General features: G+C 73.2%; 22 protein-coding genes and 1 pseudogene. 11 read left to right on the top strand and 12 right to left on the bottom strand.

Translation table 11 applies throughout. From position 1 onward, the window contains the following. Positions 1 to 114: 114 nt before the first annotated feature. Positions 115 to 1308: a glycine C-acetyltransferase gene (locus AB0P03_RS26350; protein WP_363631119.1), complete on the bottom strand. Its 1194-nt coding sequence runs from the start codon at positions 1306 to 1308 to the stop codon at positions 115 to 117. A gap of 32 nt (positions 1309 to 1340) precedes the next feature. Then, a complete protein-coding gene (gene tdh / locus AB0P03_RS26345) occupies positions 1341 to 2369 on the bottom strand; it encodes an L-threonine 3-dehydrogenase (protein ID WP_363586714.1) in 1029 nt (342 codons plus the stop codon). 467 nt (positions 2370 to 2836) lie between these two features. On the opposite strand from tdh, the gene AB0P03_RS26340 reads away from it, so the two are divergent. Beyond that, positions 2837 to 4270, top strand: coding sequence for a serine hydrolase domain-containing protein (locus AB0P03_RS26340; RefSeq protein ID WP_363631117.1), 1434 nt, complete (start codon positions 2837 to 2839; stop codon positions 4268 to 4270). Between the two features lie 80 nt (positions 4271 to 4350). Here AB0P03_RS26340 and AB0P03_RS26335 read toward each other — a convergent pair whose 3' ends face one another. Further along, the gene (locus AB0P03_RS26335) at positions 4351 to 5412 is read right to left on the bottom strand and encodes an ATP-dependent DNA ligase (RefSeq protein ID WP_363631115.1); all 1062 of its coding nucleotides are present in this window, start codon (positions 5410 to 5412) and stop codon (positions 4351 to 4353) included. A gap of 128 nt (positions 5413 to 5540) precedes the next feature. Between AB0P03_RS26335 and ligD the strand changes: the two genes are divergently transcribed. Further along, complete coding sequence (gene ligD, locus AB0P03_RS26330) at positions 5541 to 6548, top strand: non-homologous end-joining DNA ligase (protein WP_363631113.1); 1008 nt, start codon at positions 5541 to 5543, stop codon at positions 6546 to 6548. 26 nt (positions 6549 to 6574) lie between these two features. Here ligD and AB0P03_RS26325 read toward each other — a convergent pair whose 3' ends face one another. Together AB0P03_RS26325 and AB0P03_RS26320 are read right to left on the bottom strand one after the other, a co-directional pair. Beyond that, the gene (locus AB0P03_RS26325; protein WP_363631111.1) at positions 6575 to 7096 is read right to left on the bottom strand and encodes a hypothetical protein; all 522 of its coding nucleotides are present in this window, start codon (positions 7094 to 7096) and stop codon (positions 6575 to 6577) included. 83 nt (positions 7097 to 7179) lie between these two features. After that, complete coding sequence (locus tag AB0P03_RS26320) at positions 7180 to 8379, bottom strand: 8-amino-7-oxononanoate synthase (protein ID WP_363631110.1); 1200 nt, start codon at positions 8377 to 8379, stop codon at positions 7180 to 7182. Between the two features lie 153 nt (positions 8380 to 8532). On the opposite strand from AB0P03_RS26320, the gene AB0P03_RS26315 reads away from it, so the two are divergent. Then, entirely contained in the window at positions 8533 to 11043 is a 2511-nt protein-coding gene (locus tag AB0P03_RS26315) for a DUF3516 domain-containing protein (protein ID WP_363586708.1), read from the top strand. A gap of 61 nt (positions 11044 to 11104) precedes the next feature. On the opposite strand, the gene AB0P03_RS26310 is transcribed toward AB0P03_RS26315, so the two are convergent. Further along, positions 11105 to 11956: a hypothetical protein gene (locus AB0P03_RS26310; RefSeq protein ID WP_363631108.1), complete on the bottom strand. Its 852-nt coding sequence runs from the start codon at positions 11954 to 11956 to the stop codon at positions 11105 to 11107. Positions 11957 to 12262: 306 nt separating this feature from the next. Between AB0P03_RS26310 and bioB the strand changes: the two genes are divergently transcribed. From bioB to AB0P03_RS26290, 4 genes are read left to right on the top strand one after another with little or no spacing between them, the layout of a single operon-like run. Further along, the gene (gene bioB / locus AB0P03_RS26305; protein WP_363631106.1) at positions 12263 to 13495 is read left to right on the top strand and encodes a biotin synthase BioB; all 1233 of its coding nucleotides are present in this window, start codon (positions 12263 to 12265) and stop codon (positions 13493 to 13495) included. Between the two features lie 22 nt (positions 13496 to 13517). Then, positions 13518 to 14822: an adenosylmethionine--8-amino-7-oxononanoate transaminase gene (locus tag AB0P03_RS26300; protein ID WP_363631104.1), complete on the top strand. Its 1305-nt coding sequence runs from the start codon at positions 13518 to 13520 to the stop codon at positions 14820 to 14822. Continuing rightward, complete coding sequence (bioD, locus tag AB0P03_RS26295; RefSeq protein WP_363631102.1) at positions 14819 to 15577, top strand: dethiobiotin synthase; 759 nt, start codon at positions 14819 to 14821, stop codon at positions 15575 to 15577. The genes AB0P03_RS26300 and bioD overlap by 4 nt, the downstream gene beginning before the upstream one ends. 54 nt (positions 15578 to 15631) lie before the next feature. Further along, the gene (locus AB0P03_RS26290; RefSeq protein WP_363631101.1) at positions 15632 to 16078 is read left to right on the top strand and encodes a hypothetical protein; all 447 of its coding nucleotides are present in this window, start codon (positions 15632 to 15634) and stop codon (positions 16076 to 16078) included. A gap of 61 nt (positions 16079 to 16139) precedes the next feature. On the opposite strand, the gene AB0P03_RS26285 is transcribed toward AB0P03_RS26290, so the two are convergent. Further along, a complete protein-coding gene (locus tag AB0P03_RS26285) occupies positions 16140 to 16526 on the bottom strand; it encodes a hypothetical protein (protein ID WP_363631099.1) in 387 nt (128 codons plus the stop codon). Positions 16527 to 16716: 190 nt separating this feature from the next. Between AB0P03_RS26285 and AB0P03_RS26280 the strand changes: the two are divergent. From AB0P03_RS26280 to AB0P03_RS26270, 3 genes and pseudogenes are all read left to right on the top strand, one after another. Next, positions 16717 to 16887 (top strand): annotated as a pseudogene (locus tag AB0P03_RS26280) (DNA-binding protein); the annotation flags it as partial. A 36-nt stretch (positions 16888 to 16923) separates the two neighbouring features. Continuing rightward, the gene (locus AB0P03_RS26275) at positions 16924 to 17136 is read left to right on the top strand and encodes a DUF397 domain-containing protein (protein WP_363586720.1); all 213 of its coding nucleotides are present in this window, start codon (positions 16924 to 16926) and stop codon (positions 17134 to 17136) included. A 192-nt stretch (positions 17137 to 17328) separates the two neighbouring features. Further along, positions 17329 to 18765 carry an aminopeptidase P family protein gene (locus tag AB0P03_RS26270; protein ID WP_363631097.1) on the top strand — a complete coding sequence of 479 codons (1437 nt, stop codon included), beginning with the start codon at positions 17329 to 17331 and terminating at the stop codon, positions 18763 to 18765. A 78-nt stretch (positions 18766 to 18843) separates the two neighbouring features. On the opposite strand, the gene AB0P03_RS26265 is transcribed toward AB0P03_RS26270, so the two are convergent. The 5 genes from AB0P03_RS26265 to paaK all read right to left on the bottom strand — a co-directional run bounded on the left by AB0P03_RS26265 (position 18844) and on the right by paaK (position 23487). After that, positions 18844 to 19482 carry a hypothetical protein gene (locus AB0P03_RS26265; protein WP_363631095.1) on the bottom strand — a complete coding sequence of 213 codons (639 nt, stop codon included), beginning with the start codon at positions 19480 to 19482 and terminating at the stop codon, positions 18844 to 18846. Between the two features lie 129 nt (positions 19483 to 19611). Continuing rightward, positions 19612 to 20079, bottom strand: a complete 468-nt coding sequence (locus AB0P03_RS26260; RefSeq protein WP_363631093.1) for a GNAT family N-acetyltransferase — start codon at positions 20077 to 20079, stop codon at positions 19612 to 19614. A gap of 66 nt (positions 20080 to 20145) precedes the next feature. Beyond that, entirely contained in the window at positions 20146 to 20877 is a 732-nt protein-coding gene (locus AB0P03_RS26255) for a 50S ribosomal protein L11 methyltransferase (protein WP_363586698.1), read from the bottom strand. Between the two features lie 45 nt (positions 20878 to 20922). Continuing rightward, complete coding sequence (locus AB0P03_RS26250; protein WP_363586697.1) at positions 20923 to 21948, bottom strand: substrate-binding domain-containing protein; 1026 nt, start codon at positions 21946 to 21948, stop codon at positions 20923 to 20925. A gap of 282 nt (positions 21949 to 22230) precedes the next feature. Continuing rightward, a complete protein-coding gene (gene paaK, locus AB0P03_RS26245; RefSeq protein WP_363586719.1) occupies positions 22231 to 23487 on the bottom strand; it encodes a phenylacetate--CoA ligase PaaK in 1257 nt (418 codons plus the stop codon). Positions 23488 to 23918: 431 nt separating this feature from the next. Between paaK and AB0P03_RS26240 the strand changes: the two genes are divergently transcribed. Further along, positions 23919 to 25538: a hypothetical protein gene (locus tag AB0P03_RS26240; protein WP_363631091.1), complete on the top strand. Its 1620-nt coding sequence runs from the start codon at positions 23919 to 23921 to the stop codon at positions 25536 to 25538. Positions 25539 to 25557: the final 19 nt, after the last annotated feature.

Below are 25557 nucleotides of genomic sequence, written 5' to 3'. Positions count from 1 at the left end.
GGGCGGATCGATGCGCCCCCACCGCACGACGGTGGTGAGCCCGCGGGCCGGTCCGGTTCCGAGCGGACCGGCCCGCGGGCAGCTCATGGGGCCGCCGCCTCACCGACCGCCGGGCTACTCGCCCAGCGCGGCGCGCGCGTCGACGAAGGCGGCGACGACGCGCTCGACGTCCTCGGTGGAGTGCGCGGCGGACAGCTGCACCCGGATCCGGGCCTGACCGTGCGGGACCACCGGGAACGAGAAGCCGATCACGTACACGCCGCGCTCCAACAGCAGTTCGGCGAGCCGGCCGGCCTTGGCCGCGTCGCCGATCATCACCGGGGCGATCGGGTGGTCGCCCGGCAGGATCTCGAAGCCGGCCTCGGTCATCCTGCTGCGGAACAGCGCCGTGTTGGCCGCCAGCCGCTCGCGCAGCTCGTTGGACTGCTCGACCAGGTCGAGCACCTTCAACGAGGCCGCCGCGATCACCGGGGCGAGCGAGTTGGAGAACAGGTACGGGCGGGAGCGCTGGCGCAGCAGGGCGACGATCTCCCGGCGGGCGGCGACGTAGCCGCCGGAGGCGCCGCCGAGCGCCTTGCCGAGGGTGCCGGTGATGATGTCCACGCGGTCCATCACACCGTGCAGTTCGGGGGTGCCGCGGCCGCCGGGGCCGACGAAGCCGACGGCGTGCGAGTCGTCGACCATGACCATGGCGCCGTAGCGGTCGGCCAGGTCGCAGATCTCGCGCAGCGGGGCGACGTAGCCGTCCATCGAGAACACGCCGTCGGTGACGATCAGGCGGCGGCGGGCGTCCTGGGTCTCCTTGAGCTGCTGCTCCAGGTCGGCCAGGTCGCGGTTGGCGTAGCGGTGGCGGCGGGCCTTGCTGAGCCGGATGCCGTCGATGATGCTCGCGTGGTTGAGCGCGTCGGAGATGACGGCGTCGCGGTCGTCGAGCAGGGTCTCGAAGACGCCGCCGTTGGCGTCGAAGCAGGAGGAGTACAGGATGGTGTCCTCCTGGCCCAGGAAGGCCGAGAGGCGGTCCTCCAGTGCCTTGTGGACGTCCTGGGTGCCGCAGATGAAGCGCACCGAGGCCATGCCGTAGCCCCAGCGGTCCAGCGCGTCCTTGGCGGCGGCGAGCACCTCGGGGTGGTCGGCCAGGCCGAGGTAGTTGTTGGCGCAGAAGTTCAGCACCTCACCGGGGCGGCCGCCGCCGGTGACGGTGACCGCGGCGCTCTGCGGGGTGCCGATGACCCGCTCGGGCTTGAAGAGCCCGGCCTCGCGGATCTCGTCGAGGGTGGTGGCGATGTCGGCGCGCACGTTGTCGAACACTGCGGACTCCTAACGAGGACGAACGGGGGGGCTCAGGCGGTCCAGTCGAGGATGATCTTGCCGCAGCGGCCGCCGGCGGCCTCGTCGAAGGCGGCCGCGAAGTCGTCGGCGGCGTACCGGCCGGTGATCACCGGGGCGAGGTCCAGCCCGCCCTCCAGCAGCACGGACATCGCGTACCAGGTCTCGAACATCTCGCGGCCGTAGATGCCCTTGATGGTGATCATCGAGGTGACGACCGAGGCCCAGTCGACCGGGAACTGCTCGGCGGGCAGGCCGAGCACGGCGATCTTCCCGCCGTGGGTCATGTTGGCGATCATCGACTGCATCGCCTCGGGGCGGCCGGACATCTCCAGGCCGACGTCGAAGCCCTCGCGCAGGCCGAGCTTCTGCTGGCCCTCCTCGATGGTGTGCTCGGCGACGTTCAGCGCCAGCGTGACGCCGACCTTCCGGGCCAGGTCGAGGCGGTACGGGGAGACGTCGGTGATCATCACGTTGCGGGCGCCGGCGTGCTTGGCGACGGCGGCGGCCATGATGCCGATCGGGCCCGCGCCGGTGATCAGCACGTCCTCGCCGACCAGCGGGAAGGAGAGCGCGGTGTGGACGGCGTTGCCGAACGGGTCGAAGATCGCGGCCACGTCCAGGTCGACCGGCACCCGGTGCACCCAGACGTTGGAGGCGGGCAGGGCCACGTACTCGGCGAAGGCGCCGTCCCGGCCGACGCCGAGGCCGACCGTGTTGCGGCACAGGTGGCGGCGGCCGGCCTGGCAGTTGCGGCACTTGCCGCAGACCAGGTGGCCCTCGCCGCTGACCAGGTCGCCGACCGCGATGTCCGCGACGCCGGCACCGATCTCGGCGACCTCGCCGACGAACTCGTGGCCGAGCACCAGCGGGGTCGTGATGGTCTGCTGCGCCCAGCCGTCCCAGTTGCGGATGTGCAGGTCGGTGCCGCAGATGCCGGTCCGCAGCACCTTGATCAGCACCTCGCCGGGGCCGATCTCCGGCTTCGGGACGTCCACCAGCCAGAGCCCGGGCTCGGCCTTCTGCTTGACGAGTGCCTTCACGGGCGTCGGCTCCTGACGTGCGAGTGGGGCGGCCTTCGCGGGTGGGCAGGCCGAGTGGCCCCGGTGTGGCCGTTCCTGGCGGACGCGATCCGGGCAGGCAGAAATCTGCCTGGTGAGGGTGGGTTCGGTCCATCGAGGAATTCTTAAGGGCGGCCACAGCTGGGCTAAACGATCGTGCCCGAGCCGGGGCCGGGGACGGGTGCGGCGTGCCGGTGCTCACCTGTTCGGCCGAGCGCGAGCCCGCTTCCGCGACACCAACCCCCCAGTGGGCAGTGGTCCTTGACAGCACGAGAGGCGATATGCGCCAGCCGGCTGGGGCAGTCGGCTGACCGCCGGTCCGTTCGGGTCAGCCCTGCGGCGGTCGACGAGCGGGGCCGCACCGGCGGTGCTTACGGTGGCGGCGCTCCCCCGTCGGCCTCGTGGAGCAGCGCTCCGGGGCCGTCCGCCGCAGAGAGGCGCCTCGACCTATGACCACGCTCCGACGGCCACATCCGGCCGCGTCCCGTTCCACCCGCCGAGCGGCCTGCGCCGCCCTGGCGCTGACCGGCCTGCTCGCGACCGCGGCCTGCTCCGGCGGGTCACCGCCGAAGCAGGCCGGCGGCGCGGCCCTCACCGCCGAGCCCGCCGCGCTCAGCCCGTCCGCGTCGGGCTCCAGCGCCGGTTCGGGCGCCGCGAGCGGCTCGGCGAGCGGCTCGGCCGGCGCGGTGGTGCCGCTGACCCCCGACGTCGCCAACCAGCTGGACGCCGCGATCAAGCAGGTGCTGAACCAGACCTCCACCCCCGGCGTGATCGTCGGGATCACCACCCCCGACGGCAGCTACCAGCGGGCCTTCGGCCAGGCCGACAAGTCCGCCGGCACCCCGATGTCGCCCGACCTGAACATGCGGATCGGCAGCGAGACCAAGACCTTCACGGCGACCGGCGTGCTGCGGCTGGTCGACCAGGGCAAGGTGGGCCTGGACGACCCGGTCTCCAAGTACGTGGACGGCGTGCCCGGCGGCGACAAGATCACCATCCGCCAGCTCGCCGGGATGCGCAGCGGCCTGTTCCCGTACACCTCCGACCCGGACTTCGTGAACGCGCTGATCAGCGACCCGAACCGGGTGTTCACGCCCGACGAGCTGCTCGCCTACGGGTACAAGCACCCGGCGAACTTCCCGCCGGGCAGCAAGTTCCAGTACAGCAACAGCAACTACATCCTGCTCGGCAAGGTCATCGAGAAGGCCGGCGGGGAGCCCGTGGACCAGTTCCTCAAGGACCAGGTGTTCAGCCAGGCCGGACTGAACGGGACGGTCTTCCCGACCGACGCGACCTTCCCCGACCCGCACGCCCGCGGCTACACCGACCAGACGCCCAACGGCCAGACCACGGACGCCACCGACTGGAACCCGTCCTGGGCCTGGTCGGCCGGGGCGGTCATCTCCAACCTCACCGACCTGCAGAACTGGTCGAAGTCCCTGGCCACCGGCTCCCTGCTGAAGCAGGACACCCAGTCCCAGCGGTTGAAGACCCAGCCGACCGGGGACCCCGGCGTCGGCTACGGCCTCGGGCTGTTCAACAACAACGGGTGGATCGGGCACAACGGCTCGCTGCCCGGTTACGAGACCGTGGCGGTGTACCTGCCGCAGTCCCAGGCCACCCTGGTGGTGCTGCTCAACACCGATGTGCCGTACCGGGGTTCGGAGCCGTCCTCGCTGCTCGCGAAGGCGATCACGCAGATCGTCTCGCCGAAGAACGTCTACTCGATCCCGCCGGTGAACAACACGGCCTCGCCGTCGGCCTCGTCCTCGGGGTCCGCGTCGCCGTCACCCTCGCTCTCGCCCTCGGGGTCGGCCTCGTCCCCGGCCTCGCCCGGCGCCCCGGGGTCCCCCTCCGGCGCGCCGTCCACGGTCAACGCCTGAGCTCCGGACCGACCGGGCGCCTGAGCGCCAGACCGCTTGAGGCCCGGCCCGGATCACCGGGCCGGGCCTCCGAGGTGTCGTCAACTGCCCAGCACGCGGGCCAGATCGTAGGAGACGGGCTCCTCCAGCTGCGCGTAGGTGCAGCTCTCCGGCGTGCGGTCCGGCCGCCAGCGGCGGAACTGCGCGGTGTGCCGGAAGCGGGTGCCCTCCATGTGGTCGTAGGCGACCTCGACCACCCGCTCGGGGCGCAGCGCGACCCAGGAGAGGTCCTTGCCGCCGGTCCACCGGCTGACCGCGCCCGGCAGCCGGCCCTCGGCGTGCGCCGCCTCGTCCGCCCAGCCGCCCCACGGGTGGCGGGAGAGGTCGGCCATCCGCAACGGGGCCAGTTCCTCGGCGAGTTCGCGGCGGCGGGCCATCGAGAACGCGGCGCAGACGCCGACGTGCTGGAGCCGGCCCTCGGCGTCGTTGATGCCCAGCAGCAGCGAGCCGACCACCGGGCCGCTCTTGTGCTCGCGGTAGCCGGCCACCACGCAGTCGGCGGTGCGCTCGTGCTTGATCTTGAACATGGTCCGCTCGCCCGGCCGGTACGGCTGGTCCAGCGGCTTGGCCACCACGCCGTCCAGCCCGGCGCCCTCGTACTCGGCGAACCAGGTCTGCGCCACGTCCCGGTCGGTGGAGGCGGGGGCGGTGAACACCGGGTCGCGGGCGGCGCCGAGCGCCGTCTCCAGGGCCGCGCGGCGCACCGACAGCGGCTCGTCCAGCAGCGCGACGTCACCGAGCGCGAGCAGGTCGAAGGCGATGAAGGAGGCGGGCGTCCGCTCCGCCAGCAGCCGCACCCGGCTCGCCGCGGGGTGGATGCGCTCCAGCAGTTCCTCGAACCGCAGCCGGCCGTCCCGGGCGATCACCACCTCGCCGTCCAGCACGCAGCGCGGCGGCAGCTCCCGCCGCAGCGCGGCGACCAGCTCGGGGAAGTACCTGGTCAGCGGTTTGCCGGTGCGGCTGCCGAGCTCCACCTCGTCGCCGTCGCGGAACACGATCGTCCGGAAGCCGTCCCACTTGGCCTCGTACTGCATCCCCGGCGGGATCTTCGCCACCGACTTGGCGAGCATCGGCGCCACCGGCGGCATCACGGGCAGGTCCATGGCTCCGATCCTCGCGCGCACGGCCGGAAGCCGCGCGACGAAAGGGCACACGGCGAAGAGGGCCCACCGCGGAAAGGGCCCACGGCGAAAAGACGCGCGCGGGGCACGGCGCCCTTAGCGTGAGGGGCATGGGCTCAGCCGTGGAACTGGATGTCGCCGGGCGCAGCGTCCGGCTGTCGAACCCGGACAAGGTGTACTACCCCGAGCGCGGCTTCACCAAGCTGGACGTCGCGCAGTACTACCTGGCCGTCGCCGACGGGGTGCTGCGCGGACTGCGCGACCGGCCCACCACCCTGCAGCGCTTCCCGGACGGCGTGGACGGCGAGTTCTTCTACCAGAAACGCGCCCCCAAGGGCCTGCCGGACTGGCTGCCCACCGCCCGGATCAGTTTCCCCAGCGGCCGCTCCGCCGACGAGATCTGCCCCACCGAGCCGGCCGCCGTGCTGTGGGCCGCCAACCTGGGCTGCCTCACCTTCCACCCCTGGCCGGTCCGCCGCTCCGACACCGAGCACGTCGACGAGCTGCGCATCGACCTCGACCCGCAGCCCGGCACCGACTTCCACGACGCCGTCCGCGCCGCCCACGAACTGCGCGCGCTGCTGGAGGAGTACGGGCTGCGCGGCTGGCCCAAGTCCTCCGGCGGGCGCGGCCTGCACGTGTACGTCCCGCTGGTGCCCGAGTGGACCTTCACCGACGGCCGGCACGCCGTGATCGCCCTCGGCCGGGTCCTGGAGCAGCGGATGCCCGGGCAGGTCACCACCGCCTGGTGGAAGGAGGAGCGCGGCGAGCGGATCTTCGTCGACTACAACCAGATGGCCCGCGACCGCACCATCGCCTCCGCCTACTCCCTGCGCGCCCGCCCGCGCGCCACCGCCTCGACCCCGCTGCGCTGGGAGGAGCTCGACGACGCCTCCCCCGAGGACTTCGACCTGCGCACCGTCCCCGCCCGCTTCGCCGAACTCGGGGACCTGAACGCCGAGATGGACGATCGGGCGTACCGCCTGGACGGCCTGCTGGAGCTGTACGACAAGCAGCTGCGCGACGAGGGCCTCGGAGAGCTCCCGTACCCGCCCGACCACCCCAAGGCGGCCGGCGAGCCGACCAGGGTGCAGCCCAGCCGGGCCCGCAAGACGTAGGCCCTGTCCGGCCGATCTCGCCGGGCTCACACCCCCGTCATGGCCAGCACGAACCAGAAGACGCCGCCCAGCACCATCAGGGTGAACAGCAGGACGCCCACGACCGCGCCGGAGAGCAGCAGCCCCCGGCCGACGCGCCGCGCGCGCAGGCCGACGCCGGTCAGCAGCACGCCCGCCACACCCGGTGCCAGGGCCAGCGCCAGCAGCATCACCGTCCGCGCCACCTCGGCGTCCGACACCAGGTGGCACTCGTCGCCCTCGCACACCGCCCAGACGTCCTCGCCGACCGGCGCGCCCGCCCGCATCCTGGCGTGCTCGTGCGCCGGGCCGCCGCCGTCCGGGCGGAACACGCCCCGGCAGTCCGAAGGAGGCGGGCCGTCCTCGTTCGCCGGGATCAGACACCGCTCCGCGCGGAACGTCCCGGGCGCCCCCACCAGCCCGGCCGCCTGCCCGAACTGCCGCACCGGCCCGCCCACCAGCCATCCGGCCAGCAGCACCAACAGCACCCCGGCCGCCACCGGCCCCCACCGCCGCACCGCCACCCCCATCGGCTCACCCCCGCTGGGGTGACGCCACCGACGGCCGGACGGTTGCACGGGCGGCCGGGCGGGCGGCCCTCCCGGCCCAGGTGTCAGCCGACCCGGGCGCCCTCCGGCGCCAGCTCGGCGATGATCCGGACCGCCTCCGCGAGCTGCGCGTCCGTCAGGTCCCCGCGCGCGGTGAGCCGCAGCCGGGACACCCCGTCCGGGACGGACGGCGGGCGGAAGCAGCCGACGGCGAGCCCGGCCCGCCGGCAGTCGGCGGCCCAGGCGACGGCGGCCTCCGCGCCCGGGGCGCGCACCGACACCACGGCCGCGTCCGGCTCGCAGGCCCGGAGCCCGGCGGCGGTCAGCCGGGCCGCGAGGCCGCGGGCCACCTCGCGGGTGCGGTCGGCGCGGTGCGGCTCGGCGCGCAGCAGGCGCAGCGCGGCGAGGGCGGCGGCGACGGCGGCCGGGGCGAGGCCGGTGTCGAAGATGAAGGTGCGGGCGGTCTCGGTGAGGTGGCGGATCACCCGGCGCGGCCCGAGCACGGCGCCGCCCTGCGAGCCGAGCGACTTGGAGAGCGTGACGGTGGCGACGGTGTCCGGCTGCCCGGCGAGCCCGGTCGCCGCGAGCGCCCCGGCGCCGCCGGGGCCGAGGACGCCCAGCCCGTGCGCGTCGTCGACCAGCAGCGCGGCGCCGTGCGCCCGGGCGGCGGCGGACAGCCCGGCCAGCGGGGCGGCGTCGCCGTCCACCGAGAACACAGAGTCGCTGACCACCAGCGCCCGCCGCTGCGTCCGGCGCTCCAGCGCCTCCCGGACGGCCTGCGGGTCGCTGTGCGGGGCCCGGTGGACGTCCGCGCGGGCGAGCCGGCAGCCGTCGATCAGCGAGGCGTGGTTGTAGGCGTCCGACACGATCAGCGTGTCCGGGTCGGTGAGCGCGGTCAGCGCGGCCAGATTGGCGGTGTAGCCGGAGGAGAACACCAGCGCCGCCTCCACCCCGCAGAACGCGGCGAGCTCCTCCTCCAGTTCGGTGTGCAGCGCGGTCGTCCCGGTCACCAGCCGCGACCCGGTCGACCCCCCGCCCCAGCGCAGCGCCGCCTCGGCGGCCGCCTGCGTCACCGCCGGGTGCCTGGTCAGCCCCAGGTAGTCGTTCCCGGCCAGGTCGAGCACCGGGTCCTGCGCCGCGCGGCTGCGCAGCCGGCGCGTCAGCCCGGCCTCGGCCCGCAGTTCGGCGGCCTCGTCGAGCCAGTCGAAGACGGCCGCCGGGGCGAGGTCGGTGGTGTGCGTTGCGGACGCGAGCGGTTGGACCATGCCCGGCACTCTGGCACGGCGCCGCCGCCGCGATCAATGGGCGGCCGCGCACGGCTTCGCGGCCGCCGGTGCAGCGATCCGGACAGTCCCGGGGCGGGTGCCGGCGGAGGGCGGGCTTTGCCCGGGGTGGCGGCGAGCAGGCAAGATAGCCGGGTGACCCTCCTTGATCTGATGCCGAAGCCCGCCACGCCCGATGCGCTGTACGAGACCTTCGCCGCGTGGGCGGAGGAGCGCGGGATCACGCTGTACCCGGCGCAGGAGGAGGCGCTGATCGAGCTGGTGTCGGGGAACAACGTCATCCTGGCGACGCCGACCGGGTCGGGCAAGAGCCTGGTGGCGGCGGGCGCGCACTTCGCGGCGCTGGCGGAGGGGAAGCGGACGTTCTACACGGCGCCGATCAAGGCGCTGGTGTCGGAGAAGTTCTTCGACCTGGTCAAGATGTTCGGCACCGAGCAGGTCGGCATGATGACCGGCGACGCGAGCGTGAACCCGACCGCGCCGATCATCTGCTGCACGGCCGAGGTGCTGGCGCAGATCGCGCTGCGCGACGGGCTCCGGGCGGACGTCGGCCAGGTGGTCATGGACGAGTTCCACTTCTACGCGGAGCCGGACCGCGGCTGGGCCTGGCAGATCCCGCTGCTGGAGCTGCCGCAGGCGCAGTTCCTGCTGATGTCGGCGACGCTCGGCGACGTGCGCCGCTTCGAGGAGGACCTGACCCGCCGGACGGGCCGCCCGACGACGGTGGTGCGCAACACGACCCGCCCGGTGCCGCTGTTCTACGAGTACCGCCGCACCACGATGCACGACACCCTGGAGGAGCTGCTGCAGACCGGCCAGGCGCCGGTCTACGTGGTGCACTTCACGCAGAAGGAGGCGGTGGACCGGGCGCAGTCGCTGATGAGCATCAACATGTGCTCGAAGGCGGAGAAGGACGCCATCGCCGACCTGATCGGCGGCTTCCGCTTCACCACCAAGTTCGGCCGCAACCTGTCCCGTTTCGTGCGCCACGGCATCGGCGTGCACCACGCGGGCATGCTGCCGAAGTACCGCCGGCTGGTCGAACGCCTGGCCCAGGCAGGCCTGTTGAAGGTGATCTGCGGGACGGACACGCTGGGCGTCGGGGTGAACGTGCCGATCCGTACGGTGCTGTTCACGGCGCTGTCCAAGTACGACGGCAACCGGGTGCGGATCCTGCGCGCCCGCGAGTTCCACCAGATCGCCGGGCGGGCCGGCCGGGCCGGGTTCGACACCGTCGGACAGGTGGTGGCGCAGGCGCCCGAGCACGTGATCGAGAACGACAAGGCGATCGCCAAGGCCGGGGACGACCCGAAGAAGAAGCGCAAGGTGGTGCGCAAGAAGGCGCCGGAGGGCTTCGTCGGCTGGACCGAGGAGACCTTCGACAAGCTGATCGGCGCCGACCCGGAGCCGCTGGTCTCCCGCTTCAAGGTGAGCCACGCGATGCTGCTGTCGGTGATCGGCCGCCCCGGCAACGCCTTCGAGGCGATGCGCAAGCTCCTCACCGACAACCACGAGGACCGCGCGGCGCAGCGCCGGCACATCCGCACCGCGATCGCGATCTACCGCTCCCTGCTGCAGGGCGGCGTGGTCGAGCGGTTGCCGGAGCCGGACGCCGAGGGCCGGATCGTGCGCCTGACGCTCGACCTCCAGGAGAACTTCGCGCTCAACCAGCCGCTCTCCACCTTCGCCCTGGCCTCCTTCGAGCTCCTCGACCCGACCTCGCCCTCGTACGCGCTGGACGTGATCTCGGTGGTCGAGGCGACCCTCGACGACCCGCGCCAGATCCTCGCCGCGCAGCAGAACAAGGCGCGCGGCGAGGCCATCGGCGAGATGAAGCGCGACGGGATCGAGTACGAGGAGCGGATGGAGCGGCTCCAGGAGATCACCTACCCGAAGCCGCTGGAGGAACTGCTCACCCACGCGTACGAGGTGTACCGCCGGGCGCACCCGTGGATCGGCGACCACGAGCTGAGGCCGAAGTCGGTGGTCCGCGACCTGTACGAGCGGGCGATGACCTTCTCGGACTACGTCGGCTTCTACGAGCTGGCGCGCACCGAGGGCATCGTGCTGCGCTACCTGGCGAGCGCGTACAAGGCGCTGGAGCAGACCGTCCCCGAGGACGTGAAGACCGACGACCTGAAGGACGTCATCGCCTGGCTCGGCGAGCTGGTCCGCCAGGTCGACTCCAGCCTGCTGGACGAGTGGGAGCAGCTGGCCAACCCGACGGACCCGCAGGCCCCCGAGGTGACGCTGGACGACAAGCCGGCGCCGGTGACGGCGAACGCGCGGGCGTTCCGGGTGCTGGTGCGCAACGAGTTGTTCCGCCGGGTCGAGCTGTGCGCGCTGGAGCACTACGAGGAGCTCGCCGAGCTGGACGGCTCGTACGGCTGGGACGCGGACCGCTGGGCGGACGCCATGGACGGGTACTGGGAGGAGTACGACGACCTCGGCACCGGCCCGAACGCGCGCGGCCCCAAGATGCTGATCATCGAGGAGGAGGACTCCGCCTGGAAGGTCCGGCAGATCTTCGACGACCCGGAGGGCGACCACGACTGGGGCATCAGCGCCGAGGTCGACCTGTACGGCTCGGACGAGGAGGGCCGGGCGGTGCTGCGGGTCACCGCGGTGGACCGACTGGGCGGCTGACGGACCGTCAACCCCGGCTTCGAAGTCGCCGGCCCCCGGAGCGGGGGGGGCCGGCGAGGCGTCACATCCAGACGAACGGCGCGCCCGCCGCGTAGGAGAGCGCGCGGGTCGCCTCCTCCAGGGTCTGCTCGGCGCTGGGCGCCGGGCCCGACGATGTCGCGGCCGGGGTGGACGGGGCGCCGGGGCCGGGCGTGCGGGCCTCGCTGAGCCGGGAGCCGGTCACCGTCACGTAGTGCCCGACCGCCTCGACCCGCGGCTCGGCCGACTTGGGCGCGCCGGACGACGGCGCGGGGGCGGTGTTGGCGTCCGGAAGGATGAAGGCGAGTGCGCCGGGCTTGCCGCGCAGGGTGTCGGCGGCCCGGGTGGCGGCGGCCTGGTCGCCGAAGCGCAGGACGGTGACGCTGCTGAGCACCGGGCGGTCGACGCCGGAGAAGCTGACGATCAGGTAGGCATGGCAGCCGCTGTCCCGGAACAGCTCCTGGGTGCGGTCCTGCAGGACCTCGGCGCAGTTCTCGCCCTGCCGGATGGCGCCACGCCGGGCCTTGTACCCGGCGGCCTCGACCGGCCGCTGGGCGGGGAAGAGGCTGTCGGCATTGAGGCCCTCGGAGTCGGTGTGCGGCGGCGGGGTGCCGACCACCGGGGGCGTCCTGGCCGCATCCTTGGTGGACGGGCCGAGCCCGGGTATGTAGTCGCCGGGCATCGGGCGGGTGATGATCCATCCGCCGGCGGCCACCACTCCCACCACGACGACCCAGCCCACCGCCCGGCGGGCCGTCAACCGCCTGCCCCTGCCGCCGCCCCGACTACCGATCAGGTCCGTGCCCGCGCTGGCGGGGGCCCCGCCGGTCCGCCGCACTGCCTGGCCGTTCTGGCCCTCTCCCGGAGTCGGGGTGCGCTCCCCCTGCGTGGTCATGGCGCAGATTCTAAGCAACCGTCGGGTGGCGTGGATCACTGGGTGGGCGGTTGCCGGTCACCGCCGCGCGCGGGCGTCCGCGACCGTCCGGCACGCGTACCGGCGACCGCCCTGCGCCGGCCTCCCCGGCCCTTCGCCGCGACCACCGCCTACCGGCCGGTAACCTCCGATTCGTACCGGCGTCAAGCTCGTGACCAGCGGCGACACCGTGAGCTTCGACACTGTGGCAAGTGGCACATCCTTCCGCCGATCTTCTGGCGGGTTTCCTCTGGCGCCATTCAAGCGCCACCAGGCAGGATCGGCCCCATGGATCTGCTCGATACCCTCACCGCCAAGGGCCTGCGCGGCGAAGTCCCGACCCGCGAGGAGGCGCTGGCCGTCCTCGCCACCACCGACGACGAGCTGCTGGACGTCGTCGCCGCGGCCGGCAAGGTCCGCCGGAGGTGGTTCGGCCGGCGCGTGAAGCTCAACTACCTGGTGAACCTCAAGAGCGGGCTCTGCCCGGAGGACTGCAACTACTGCTCGCAGCGGCTGGGCTCCAAGGCCGAGATCCTCAAGTACACCTGGCTCAAGCCCGACCAGGCCGCCGAGGCGGCCCGGGCCGGGGTGGCCGGCGGCGCCAAGCGCGTGTGCCTGGTCGCCAGCGGCCGCGGCCCGACGGACCGTGACATCGACCGGGTCACCGACACCATGGCCGCCATCCAGGAGGCCGACCCCGAGGTCGAGATCTGCGTCTGCCTCGGCCTGCTCTCCGACAACCAGGCGGAGCGGCTGAAGGCGGCCGGCGCCGACGCCTACAACCACAACCTCAACACCTCCGAGAAGACCTACGGCGACATCACCACCACCCACACCTACGCGGACCGGGTGGACACCGTGAAGAAGGCGCACGGCGCGGGCCTGTCCGCCTGCTCCGGCCTGATCGCCGGCATGGGCGAGAGCGACGAGGACCTGGTCGACGTGGTGTTCGCGCTGCGCGAGCTGGGCTCGGACTCCGTCCCGGTCAACTTCCTGATCCCGTTCGAGGGCACGCCGCTCGCCAAGGAGTGGAACCTCACCCCGCAGCGCTGCCTGCGCATCCTGGCGATGGTCCGCTTCGTCAACCCGGACACCGAGGTGCGGATCGCCGGCGGCCGCGAGGTGCACCTGCGCTCGATGCAGCCGCTCGGCCTGCACCTCGCCAACTCGATCTTCCTCGGCGACTACCTGACCAGCGAGGGCCAGGCCGGGCAGACCGACCTCGACATGATCAAGGACGCCGGGTTCGAGGTCGAGGGCGCCGGCGAGGCCACCCTGCCCCGCCACCGCGCGGACGTCGCGGCGGCCTCCTCCGCCGCGTCGGCTTGCGGCACCGCCGCGTCGGCCTGCGGCAGCGGCGGCGGCTGCGGCCCGTGCGGCGGGCACGCGCACGCCCCGGCCTCGGAGGACACCGCTGCGTCGGCCGCGGAGGACGCCGCCGCCTCGGACGGGGAGCTGCGCAGCGACCTCGTCAAGGTCCGGCTGCGCGGCGCCGGCACCGAACTCGCGCCCAATGCCTGATAGTTCTGGAGACTGACGCATCATGCCCCAGCTGTCCGCGGACACGCTGCTCACCCTCGACCGCGCCCACGTCTGGCACCCGTACGGGCCGATGCCCGGCACCGCCACCCCGTACGTGGTCGAATCCGCCTCGGGGGTCCGGCTGCGCCTCGCCGAGCCCGTCGCGGACGGGCGGCGCGAGCTCGTCGACGGGATGTCGTCCTGGTGGGCGGCCATCCACGGCTACCGGCACCCGGTGCTGGACGAGGCCGTGCGCGAGCAGCTGGGGCGGATGAGCCACGTCATGTTCGGCGGGCTCACCCACGAGCCCGCCGTCCGACTGGCTGCGACGCTGGTCGAGATCACGCCCGAGCCGCTGCAGCACGTCTTCCTCGCCGACTCGGGCTCGGTGGCCGTCGAGGTCGCGATGAAGATGTGCCTCCAGTACTGGCAGTCCACCGGCCGCCCGGCCAAGCGCCGGCTGCTGACCTGGCGCGGCGGGTACCACGGCGACACCTTCCACCCGATGTCCGTCTGCGATCCGGACGGCGGCATGCACCACCTGTGGGGCGGGGTGCTGCCCGGGCAGCTGTTCGCCCCGCAGCCGCCGGCCGGGTTCGACGCCCCGCTCGACGCCGGGTACGCGGCCGAGTTCGAGGAGTTGATGGCCCGGCACGCCGACGAGCTGGCCGCCGTCATCGTCGAACCGGTGGTGCAGGGCGCCGGCGGGATGCAGTTCCACTCCCCCGCCTACCTGCGGATGCTGCGCGAACTCTGCGACCGGTACGGGGTGCTGCTCGTCTTCGACGAGATCGCCACCGGATTCGGCCGCAGCGGCGCGCTGTTCGCCGCCGACCACGCGGGCGTCTCGCCGGACGTGATGTGCCTGGGCAAGGCGCTCACCGGCGGCTACCTGACCCTCGCCGCCGCGCTGTGCACCGGCGAGATCGCCGACGGCATCAGCCGCGGCGAGATGCCGGTGCTCGCGCACGGGCCGACCTTCATGGGCAACCCGCTGGCCTGCGCGGCCGCCAGCGCCTCGCTGGAGCTGCTGCTGGGCCAGGACTGGACGGTCGGGGTCAAGCGCATCGAGGCCGGACTGGCCGACGGGCTCGCGACCGCCGCCGACCTCCCGGGCGTCCGGGACGTCCGGGTCCAGGGCGCCATCGGCGTCGTCCAGTTGGACCACCCGGTGAACGTCCCGGCGGCCACCGAGGCGGCCGCCCGGGCCGGCGTCTGGCTGCGGCCCTTCCGGGACCTGATCTACACCATGCCCCCCTACGTGACGGAGGACGAGGACGTGGCACGCATCGCCGACGCCGTGACCGCTGCGGCGGTGGCCGGATGAGCGCCCGCATCCTGTTCGTGACGGGCACCAACACCGAGGTCGGCAAGACCGTCGCCACCGCAGCCCTCGCCTCGACGGCGCTGCGGGCCGACCTGCGGGTCGCGGTGCTCAAGCCCGGACAGACCGGGATCGCCCCCGGCGAGCCCGGTGACGCCGACGAAGTCCGGCGCCTGGCAGGCGATCTGACGATTCGTGAACTCGTCCGCTACCCGGAGCCGCTGGCGCCCGACACCGCCGCCCGGCGGGCCGGGATGCCCTTCCTCTCCCCCGCCGAGGTAGCCACCGCCGTCGCCGAACTGGCCGCCGCGCACGACCTGGTCCTGGTCGAGGGCGCGGGCGGGCTGCTCGTCCGCTACGACGACGAGGGCCGCACCCTCGCCGACCAGGCCCGGGCCGTCCTGGACGCCGGGCTGCCGGCCGAGGTCCTGCTCGTCGCCTCCGCCGGGCTGGGCACGCTGAACATCGTCGCGCTCTCGGCGGAGGCCCTGACTTCGCGTCAACTCCCGCTTGCGGGCGTGGTCGTCGGCTCCTGGCCCTCCTCCCCCGGGCTCGCCGAACGGTGCAACCTCGCCGACCTGCCGCGCTCGGCCGGCGCCCCGCTGCTCGGCGCCCTGCCGGAACGCGCCGCAGCCGCCGCGGACTTCGCCGCCCTCGCGCTCGCCTCGCTGGCCCCGGAGCTGGGCGGCAGCTGGGACGCGAAGCACTTCGCGCACACCCATCGGCCCGAACAGGCCCCGCTTCGCTCGAAGGGGTGATTCCGGCGCCCGAATCCTGGGTTCGGACGCTACGGGCTCAATACCGTTCCTCCCATGACAGACGGGATGACGGTAGACGAGTCTCTTCGGGCCCTGGCCGCCCTGGAGGCTGCGTGGAAGGACGACGACGAGGCGCTGTCCGCCCTCGCCGCGGGCGGTGCGGACGAGCGGTCGCTCCCGGCGCTGGTCGCCGCGTACGGCGAGCACGCGATGGACACCCTGATGGCCCTGGCCTTCGGCCTGCGGTCCACCATGAGCGACGAGGAGATCGCCGAACTCTCCGACGCGGTGAGCTCCAACATCGGCGCCCGGATGAGCGCCCTGCTCACCCAGGCCCTGAAGACCTGGGGCGCCCTCGCGCCCCCGGACGACCTGGCGGTGACCAAGGCCATCGCCCGCGCGGTGATCGACTCCATGCGCGCCGTGACCGAGGACCCGAGCCAGACCGAGGTCCTCCCCCTGCTGGCCACCTTCCGCACCTACGCCCTCAACGGCACCTGACACCGGAACCTCGGCGCGGGCTTCGAGACCTCTCGAAGCCCGCGCCGTCATGTCTGCACCCTCATCCACCCTGCGGCGAGCGCGAATCCCCCCGTCGAGGAGGCGATGAAGACGAGGACGAACACCAAGGCACTCGCCTCCGTGGGAACACGCTCAGGAATCGCGAGGAAAACCACACCCGCGAGCGCGAAGCTCCCGATGGCGATGGCGCCGGAGGCGATGACGGTCGCATTCCCCTGCGGAGGACGACGACCAGCCGCTCGATGACGTCCGGCCGGGCGGCTCCGAGGTCGATCAGGATGACTCCGGTGGCTTTGGCCGAGCGCCAGTCGATGCCGAGGGAGGGCAGTTTGACCTCGGCGGCGCTCAGGACGGCCTGGAGGTCGTCGAGGATGTCGGCCGCGGCGCGACGGTCCTCGGCCGTGACCTTGTCGATCATGCTGCTCATGGGGCATCGCACTCTTCGCTGTTCGTGATCCAACGCCCTTCGGTGTCCCACTCCACGCCACCTCCGACGGGCCGGAGGAAGGCCAGCCCGTGCTGCCACCCCATGAAGACGGCCCAGCACCCGGAGCGGACGTCGTAGACCCGCTCGCCGACAACGGCCGGCCGGTAGGGCTCGGACGGGCGAAGCCCTCCCGGCGACCACGCCGTTCACGCTGCTGACCCGCCCGGACGAGAAGTGGATGGCCTACCTCGAAACCATCCAACGGGGCTACGTCGAGCGCGAGGACGAGAACAAGATCCGTTCCCTCGCAAGGACTTACCATTGGCTCCAGGCCCAAGCCCTCTCATGCGAGGACTCGTTGGCCCTCATCCACGCCCGTCTCAAGGAGTTCCACGCCATGTTCCCCATCGCGACGGTCAAGCCCACCTCCTGGCTGAAGTCCTCGTATAGCAACGGTGGCGGCGAATGCGTCGAGGTCGCACCCGGACTCCCCGGCATCCTCCCCGTCCGCGACAGCAAGGACCCCGAGGGCCCTCAGCTCGCCTTCGGCGCCGACGCCTGGCGGTCCTTCGTCACCGGAGTCAAGTCCGGCGACTTCGGCACCGTCTGAGATCCAGGCCGCCGGGTGGCGTTGTCGTTGCGCAGGTGGAAGGCCCGGCCGCCGGGCCGGCCGGTTCCGCGAGGTGTCTACCCCTTCTCTTCGAACTCTGCTCGATATACCGTACATAACGCTTGTTACGTACCGGGCAGGTCAGCGTAGCGAAGCACCTTGCATCCACCACCCTCACCTGGAGAGTCTGCTGTGACCGAACCCGCCGAGACCATCAAGTACCGCAAGAACGGCCTCACCCGCGGCGTCACGGACGAGCTCGCCGAGAACATGAAGCAGGGCTGGGCCGACACCGAGCGCCTCGCCCTGGAGCCGATCCCGCAGGCTGCGCACACCGCCCGCCGCCGCGCCGAGCTGTCCGCGGCCTTCCCCGGCGAGCTGCTGGTGGTCCCGTCCGGCAACCCGAAGGTGCGGGCCAACGACACCGACTACCCGTTCCGCCCGTCCTCCGACTACGTCTACCTGACCGGCGACCAGTCCCAGGACGCCGTGCTGGTCCTGGAGCCCACCGGCGACGCCGGCCACCGGGCCGCCGTCTACCTGCGCGACCGTTCCCGGACCGACAACGGCGAGTTCTGGCTGGACAACCACGGCGAGCTGTGGGACGGCCGCCGCAACAGCCTGACCGAGAGCGAGCAGCTGCTCGGCCTGCCCTGCCGGGACGTCCGCACCGTCCACGCCGATCTGCGCGCGGCCACCGGCCCGGTGCGCGTGCTGCGCCGCCACGACGCGGGCGTGGAGCAGTCCCTCCAGGGCCTGGCCGTCGCCGAGCGGGACGCGGAGTTCGAGGTCTTCCTGTCCGGACTGCGCCTGGTCAAGGACGAGTTCGAGATCTCCGAGCTGCGCTTCGCCTGCGAGGCCACCGCCCGCGGCTTCGAGGACGTGGTGCGCATCCTCGGCACCGACACCGAGACCCCCGAGCGGCTGATCGAGGGCACCTTCTTCGTCCGGGCCCGGATCGAGGGCAACGACATCGGCTACGGCAGCATCGCCGCTGCCGGCCCGCACGCCACCACCCTGCACTGGGTGCGCAACAACGGCCACGCCAAGCCCGGCGACCTCCTGCTGCTCGACGCCGGCGTGGAGACCAACCGCCTGTACACCGCCGACGTCACCCGCACCCTCCCGGTCAGCGGCCGCTTCACCGACCTGCAACGCAAGGTCTACGACGCGGTGTTCGCAGCACAGGAAGCCGGCATCGCCGCGGTGAAGCCCGGCGCCGACTTCCGCGACTTCCACCACGCCGCCCAGCGCGAGCTCGCCGAACACCTCACCTCCTGGGGCCTGTTCGGCGACCTCACCGCCGACAAGGTGTACGAGCTGGGCCTGCACCGCCGCTTCACCCTGGCCGGCACCGGCCACATGCTCGGCATCGACGTCCACGACTGCGCCCACTCGCGCACCGAGGAGCACGTCGACGGCCCGCTGAAGCCGGGCATGGTGCTCACCGTCGAGCCGGGCATCTACTTCCAGCAGAACGACCTGACGGTGCCCGAGGAGTACCGCGGCACCGGCGTCCGGATCGAGGACGACATCCTGGTCACCGAGGACGGCAACGAGAACCTCTCGGCCGGCCTCCCCCGCACCTCCACCGAGGTCGAGGCCTGGCTCGCCGAACTGCGAGGCTGAGCCCCCGGAACGACAGCTGCGGCACCCGGGAACGCCCGGGTGCCGCACGTCGCAGTGCCGCGTCCAGAGCGTGAGGCGTCAGAGTGTCGGCAGCGGTTCGTCGAGCCCCGGCTCGCGCCCCTCGGTCAACCAGAAGACGTAGCCCCGCAGGTAGTCCTCCAGCCCGTCGTCCAGGTACGCCGCGTACCCGCGCAACGACTCGGGGTCGTTGCGCCCGTCGGTGTCGGCCAGTTCGGCGGCGATCCACTCCCGGACGGCGTCCCGCCCGTGCCACCACGCCCGGACGGTCTCCGGCGTCCAGTAGTCGTCGCCGTCGCAGTTGAAGCCGCCGATCGGCTCCATCTGGGCGACCCCGACGAGGGCCGCCAACTCCCGGAGTCCGCCCGGCTGGCGGTAGACGAACTCGCAGTGCTCCTCGCCGGAGAGGACGTGCGCGGGCAGGTAGAACGGCCCGTTGAGGCCGGTGTCCGTCATGCCGGCGTAGAACGGTCCGGGCACGCCCAGCCGGCTCCGGTCCTCCCAGCGCCCGTCACCGACCCCGCCGCCGGAGAGCCGGACGGCCGACAGCGGGTCCCAGTAGGCGACTTCGTCCCAGGGCCCGTCCGCGGGGTAGTTCAGCAGGTCGCCGTGGAACCGCTCCAGCGACCTCTGGAGCCCGTCCTGGAAGGCCTCCTCGCCGTGGTCCGGCCGACGGAACCACCGCCTCGGCATTCGCATACGTCCCACGGTATCGACCGTCGCGCGCCCTCCTCCCGCCGCCAGGGCAGGTCCCGGCGGGCTGCGGCTACTTCAGCTTCCCCAGCGCCGTCCCCACCCGCTGGACGGCGTCCACGGACGGGGGCGGGATCAGGCGGTCAGCGGCTTGGCCCAGCGGCTCCACTGCGGTTCGGGGCGGTAACCGGCGGACGCCCAGGTGCGGTGGCCGAGGGCGTTGTCGTCCAGCACCATGGCGTCCGCGCGTCGGCCGCCGAGCGCGGCGAAGCGCTCCTCGGCGGCGGCGAGCAGGGCGGCGCCGATGCCCCGGCGGCGGTGGTCGGGGTCGACGGCGAGCCGGTAGAGGTGACAGCGCCAGCCGTCCCAGCCGGCGATCACGGTGCCGAGGACGGCGGCCGGGTCGCCCGCCGGGGTGGCAACGATCAGGCACTCCGGATCCCGGGCGAGCAGCGCGGCCACGCCCGGGGCGTCGTCCGTGATGCTGGCGCCCTTCGCCGCCCGGGCCCAGAGGGCGAGCAGGGCGGGAATCTCGTCGGGGGTGGCGGTGCGCAGGGCGATCCCGTCGGGGGCAGCGGTGCGCGGGGCGATCTCTTCGGTCATGGCGGCCTGTCTAGCAGGCGGTTCCGCCCGACGGCCGGGAATTCCGCAGCCTGGACGGACGGGCCGTCAGCCCAGCCGCCACACCGTGGTGGTCTTGACGGCGGTGTCCTCCAGGTCGGCGACGACCGGCACCTGGTAGGCGGCGAGCGCGGTGAACCGCTCCCGGGGCAGGTAGGCCCGGCCGGGGTCGCCGACGATGACGGTGGCGCCGCGCGCGGCGGCCCGTTCCAGGAAGGGCAGGAAGCGGGCGGCCATGGCCCGTTCGTAGAAGACGTCGCCGGCGAGCACCACGTCGGCCGGGGCGCCGTCGCCGTCCACCAGGTCCACCAGCGCGGCCTCCACGCGCACGCCGTTGGCCTCGGCGTTGAGGCCGATGGCGGCCACCGCGTAGGCGTCGATCTCGGCGGCACGCACGGACGCGGCGCCGCTCAGCGCGGCCGCGACGCTGACCACCCCGCCCCCGGCGGCCACGTCGAGCACCGCCCGCCCGGCCACCAGCTCGGGGTGGTCCAGCACGTGGCGGGCGACGGCCACCCCGCCCGCCCAGGCGAACGCCCAGAACGGCGGCGGCAGTCCGACCTCCCCCCGCGCCCGCTCGGTGGTCTCCCACAGGGTGATCGCGTCCTCGGCCATGTGCAGGCCGACCTCGGGGACGAACGGGACGGGCTTCAGCTCAGTCTCGCGCCGGATGAAGGCGAGGTCGGCCTCCGACGGATCGGCCTCCGACTGGTGGGTCTCCGACTGGTGGGTCTCCGGCTGATCGGTCTCCGGCTTGAGAGTGCGCAGCTCACTCGGCATCTCCGCAGCATAGGGCCCGCACGGGGGTGCTCACGCCCGCCGCAGCTACTGGAGGCCGGCCGCGGAACAGGCGGCGGCGTAGTCCGGCGTGCAGATCTGGGCGACGGTGAAGAGGCCGTCGGCGACCACGGTGGCCTTGATGTTGTCCTTGGTGAGCGCGACCGGGGCGATCAGGCCGGCCGGCACCTTGTCGCTGCTGCCGCTGGTCACCGTGGTCGGCACGAGGGCACCGCCGATTTCCTGGCCGTAGGCCAGGTCGACGGCCAGTTGCGCGGCCACGTCGGCCTCCGACTTGAAGGGCTTGTAGACCGACATGGCCTGGGCGCCCGCCAGGATCCTTTGCACGCCGTCGAGTTGGAAGTCCTGGCCGGTCAGCGGGACACTCCGGCCCGACACCTCGGAACCGGACGCGCTGGAGTCGACCGCGCTGGGTGCGGCAGCGTTCGGATCAGCCGTGTTGGGGTCGGCCGCGTTCGGGTCAGCCGTGTTGGGGTCGGCCGCGTTGGGATCGGTGGGCGAGCCGTTGGTCGTGATCGTCTCGCCGCCGTCCGCCGTGCCGTCCACCGCCGCCGCGGCCTGGCCCCGCAGTTCGACGACCTTGCGGTTGTCGAAGGACACGTAGGCGTCGACCGGCCCCTGGGCGAGGCGGTCGTAGGCGACCACCTTGACGCCCGCGTCGTGCGCCTTCTGGATCGACGCCTGGATCGACTTGGCGTCCACCGCGTCCAGGATCAGCACCTTGGCGCCCTTCTTCACGGCGGCGTCGATCTGGGTCTGCTGGACGGCGGCGTCCTGGCCGGCGTCGTAGTAGTCGATCTGCGCGTCCGGCGCCAGTTCCTTGATCTTCTTCTCGATCAGCGGCCGGTCGAACTGCTCGTAGCGGGTCGTCCTGGTCTCCGGCAGCAGCAGGGCTATCCGCCCGGCTCCCCTCCCGGCCGCGGCCGGGAGGGGAGCCGGGCCGCCGCCGGAGCCGCCGCTGGACGACTGCGACGCGCTGTCGCAGGACGCCGCGCCCAGGCCGAGGGAAATCGCTGCGGTCACCGCGAGGACGCGGCGCAGCCCGATGCTCATGAGGATGCCTTTCCGATTGGTTGGGTCCACCCCTCTTTCGTTCGAGTCTGGGAACCTTCGGCCGCGACCACGATCCCGGTGCGCCGAATGGGTCTCAAGCTTCCGTCGGCGGGTGTCCGTCAAAAGGTGTCCGTCAAAAGGCGTCCGCGAGGCGGAGGCTGGCGGGACAGCAGGCAGCGGCCGGGGGCCGCCGGGACGGCGATAGACGCCGGAGGCGTAGGGCATCCCCCCGGACAGCCCTACGCCTCCGGCAGGCCCCAGGGCTGCGGGCCCCCGTCGGCCTCACCCCCGTTCGTCGACCACCCGCCGGATCTTCCCGACCGAGCGCTCCAGCGCGTACGGCTCCACCACCTCGACCGCGACCGTGACGCCCACCCCGTCCTTCACCCCCCGGACGATCGCCTCCCGCGCCGCAGCCCGCTGCTCGGCCGGGGCGTCCGGCCGCGCCTCGACCCGGACGGTCATGCGGTCCAGCCGTCCCTGCCGGGTGAGCCGCAGCTGGAAGTGCGGCGCGACGCCCGGGGTCCGCAGCAGGACCTCCTCGATCTGGGTCGGGAAGACGTTCACCCCGCGCAGGATGATCATGTCGTCGCTGCGGCCGGTGACCTTCTCCATCCGTCGGAAGGCCGGCCGCGCGGTGCCGGGCAGCAGCCGGCTGAGGTCGCGGGTGCGGTAGCGGATGACCGGCAGCGCTTCCTTGGTGAGCGAGGTGAAGACCAGTTCGCCGCTCGCGCCGTCGGGCAGCACCTGGTCGGTGAACGGGTCCACGATCTCCGGGTAGAAGTGGTCCTCCCAGATGTGCAGCCCGTCCTTGGTCTCCACGCACTCCTGCGCGACGCCGGGGCCGACCACCTCGGAGAGGCCGTAGATGTCGACGGCGTGCAGGTCGAGCCGGTCCTCGATCTCGCGCCGCATCTCCTCCGTCCACGGCTCGGCACCGAAGATGCCGATGCGCAGCGAGGTGCTGCGCGGGTCGACGCCCTGCTTCTCGAACTCGTCGAGCAGGGTGAGCAGGTAGGAGGGGGTGACCATGATGATCTCGGGACGGAAGTCCTGGATCAGCTGCACCTGCCGGGCAGTCATGCCGCCGGAGGCCGGGATGACGGTGCAACCGGCCCGCTCGGCGCCGTAGTGCGCGCCCAGGCCGCCGGTGAACAGCCCGTAGCCGTACGCGATGTGCACCTTGTGCCCGGGCCTGCCGCCGGCCGCGCGGATCGACCGGGCGACCACGTCGGCCCACATCGAGAGGTCGTGCTCGGTGTAGCCGACGACGGTCGGGCGCCCGGTGGTGCCGCTGGAGGCGTGGAGCCGGCGGACCCGCTCCATCGGGACGGCGAACATGCCGAACGGGTAGCCCTCGCGCAGGTCGGCCTTGGTGGTGAAGGGGAAGCGGGCGAGGTCGGCCAGGGTGCGACAGTCCTCGGGGCCGACGCCGGCCGCGTCGAACTTGCGGCGGTACAGCTCGACGTTGTCGTACGCGTGGCGCAGGGTGGCCCGGAGACGGGTGAGCTGGTGGGCGCGCAGCTCGTCAACGCCCATCCGCTCGCCGGCGTCCAGCAGCGCGGGCGGGATCGGCTCACCCAGGCGCCGGGCGGGCACTTCGCCGCAGGCGGGCGCTTCACCGTAAACGGGCGCTTCGCCGTAGGCGGGCTCATCGCCGTACGGGCGCGGGGCGGGTGCGCTGCCGGTCATCGTCGCTCCTCCGCAGGTCGGCCAGGACGGGCGCACCGACCGATCGTTCGGTCAGGACGACCCCCACGCCAAGTAACCCAGCGCCCGCACCGACTGTCAAGGGGTCGCACACCGGATCCGGAATGTGAAGTTCCGACCACTTCGGGTGGAGATCGGACCCCCACCTTGGCTGTCCGATATGAAAATCATTACAGAAGTTTGACCCGTGCACGGCATCACCCGGCCCGACCGCGTGGTTCAGTAGTGCGGCTTCTCCCCCGCACCCCGGAGTGATCACCGTGCCCACGACTCCAGCCCTGGTCAGCGCGCTGCGCGAACTCGGCGACCGACCCGCCGTCGTCGCCGACGGGCGCGCGATCAGCGGCATCGGCCTGCTGCTCGGCGTCTCCCCGCCGGGCGGCCTGCCCCGGGCCCTCGCCCAGCGCGTCGCCGCCCACGCCGCGCTGCCGCCCTCCGCCGCCCGCACCGCCGAACAGCGGCTGCGGCACTGGGCGGGCGTCCTCGGCCCGCCGCCCATCCGGCACACCGTGCTCCACCCCGCCACCGACCTCGCCGTCGAACTGGCCCTCGCCACCCTGCTCGCCGGCGGGACCGTCCACTGCGGCGACCCCCGGCAGGACCCCGAGCGGCAGCTCGTCGACCTCGCCGCCAGCGCCACCACCCACCTCAGCCTGCCCTCCACCCTGCTGTGGCGACTCAGCCGCCGCCCCGACCTGGCCGACCACGACCTCGGCGCCCTGCGGCTCGTCCTGCACGTCGGCCCCGAACCCCGACAGGACGACGTGTACGCCGCCGTCGACGCGCTCGGCGCCGTCCTCGCCCACGTCCGCGCCCCGCACAGCCACGCCGAAGCCGCCGACCGGCGACTGCGTACCGCCGCCGACGCCGCCGACGCCATCGCCTGGAAGCACGCCATAGGCGTCACCGCCGAACAGGTCCAGGCCTTCGGGACCCACCTCGACCACGCCGTACTGTCCGCGCTGCTGCTGACCCTCCAGCAGAGCGGCGTCCTCACCGACCCCGGGCGCGGACACACCGAGGCCGAGATCCTCGCCGCCGCCCTCGTCACCCCCGCCCAGCGGCCCCGGGTCGGCCGCTGGCTCGACGCCCTCACCCGGCACGGCCTGATCACCCGGCACGGCGACGTCCACTACGGCCGACCCGAGCTCACCGCGGCCGAGGTCCGGGAGGCCTGGCGGCCCGCCGTCGAGGCCTGGAACGACGGACTCGGCCCGGTCTCCGCCCTGGACCGGATCCGGCGCGGCGCACTACGGCTGCCCCGGCTGATCACCGGCGAGGAGGCCCCCCGCCCGGCCGCCGCCCCGATCCGCTGGACGGCCGCCCGCGGCTACCTCGGCGCCGCCCTCGGCGCGCTGGTCCGCGGCATCGCCGAGACCCACGACGGGCCGCAGCCGCTGCGCATCCTCGAACTCGGCCAGGACGACGCCGACTCCACCGTCACCCGGGCCCTCGCCACCCGGCCCCGCCCCGGCGCCGACCACCACCAGCTGCCCGACGGCGGCCGCTACGACCTCGTCGTCGCCACCGTGACCGGCCACCCGGACACCGTCGTCCCGGAGCTGGTCGACCAGCTCGCGCCCGGTGGGCACCTGCTGCTGCTCGCGCCCACCGGCGAACAGCTCGACCTGCTGATCACGGGGGACGCCGAGGCCCGCACCGACCCCCCGGCCTTCCCCGCCTCCCCTGTCCACCCTGCCGCTCCCACCTTCCCGGTGTCCGCCGCTGCCCCCGGCTTCCCCGCCTTCCCGGCGCTCCCCGCCGAGCGCTGGCGGGCCGCCCTCACCTCCGCCGGCTGCCCGACCGTCCTCGCGCTGCCCGAGGACGGGCACCCGATGGGACTGCTCGGGCAGCGGCTGTTCGCGGCGCGGATGCCCTGAGCCGCCGCTACCATCGGGC

This window comes from Kitasatospora sp. NPDC088779, assembly GCF_040685395.1.
In the GTDB taxonomy this organism is placed as follows: domain Bacteria; phylum Actinomycetota; class Actinomycetes; order Streptomycetales; family Streptomycetaceae; genus Kitasatospora.
This window is presented reverse-complemented; position numbering and strand designations above follow the sequence as displayed.

Coding starts and splice junctions, on each gene's coding strand:
- AB0P03_RS26260 (WP_363631093.1), bottom strand. CDS start 20,079: ATGACCGAAGAGATCGCCCCGCGCACCGCTGCCCCCGACGGGATCGCC.
- AB0P03_RS26290 (WP_363631101.1), top strand. CDS start 15,632: ATGACAGACGGGATGACGGTAGACGAGTCTCTTCGGGCCCTGGCCGCC.
- AB0P03_RS26335 (WP_363631115.1), bottom strand. CDS start 5,412: ATGGACCTGCCCGTGATGCCGCCGGTGGCGCCGATGCTCGCCAAGTCG.
- AB0P03_RS26255 (WP_363586698.1), bottom strand. CDS start 20,877: ATGCCGAGTGAGCTGCGCACTCTCAAGCCGGAGACCGATCAGCCGGAG.
- AB0P03_RS26340 (WP_363631117.1), top strand. CDS start 2,837: ATGACCACGCTCCGACGGCCACATCCGGCCGCGTCCCGTTCCACCCGC.
- paaK (WP_363586719.1), bottom strand. CDS start 23,487: ATGGGCGTTGACGAGCTGCGCGCCCACCAGCTCACCCGTCTCCGGGCC.
- ligD (WP_363631113.1), top strand. CDS start 5,541: ATGGGCTCAGCCGTGGAACTGGATGTCGCCGGGCGCAGCGTCCGGCTG.
- AB0P03_RS26310 (WP_363631108.1), bottom strand. CDS start 11,956: ATGACCACGCAGGGGGAGCGCACCCCGACTCCGGGAGAGGGCCAGAAC.
- bioB (WP_363631106.1), top strand. CDS start 12,263: ATGGATCTGCTCGATACCCTCACCGCCAAGGGCCTGCGCGGCGAAGTC.
- AB0P03_RS26300 (WP_363631104.1), top strand. CDS start 13,518: ATGCCCCAGCTGTCCGCGGACACGCTGCTCACCCTCGACCGCGCCCAC.
- AB0P03_RS26265 (WP_363631095.1), bottom strand. CDS start 19,482: ATGCGAATGCCGAGGCGGTGGTTCCGTCGGCCGGACCACGGCGAGGAG.
- AB0P03_RS26285 (WP_363631099.1), bottom strand. CDS start 16,526: ATGAGCAGCATGATCGACAAGGTCACGGCCGAGGACCGTCGCGCCGCG.
- AB0P03_RS26275 (WP_363586720.1), top strand. CDS start 16,924: ATGTTCCCCATCGCGACGGTCAAGCCCACCTCCTGGCTGAAGTCCTCG.
- bioD (WP_363631102.1), top strand. CDS start 14,819: ATGAGCGCCCGCATCCTGTTCGTGACGGGCACCAACACCGAGGTCGGC.
- AB0P03_RS26320 (WP_363631110.1), bottom strand. CDS start 8,379: ATGGTCCAACCGCTCGCGTCCGCAACGCACACCACCGACCTCGCCCCG.
- AB0P03_RS26325 (WP_363631111.1), bottom strand. CDS start 7,096: ATGGGGGTGGCGGTGCGGCGGTGGGGGCCGGTGGCGGCCGGGGTGCTG.
- AB0P03_RS26250 (WP_363586697.1), bottom strand. CDS start 21,948: ATGAGCATCGGGCTGCGCCGCGTCCTCGCGGTGACCGCAGCGATTTCC.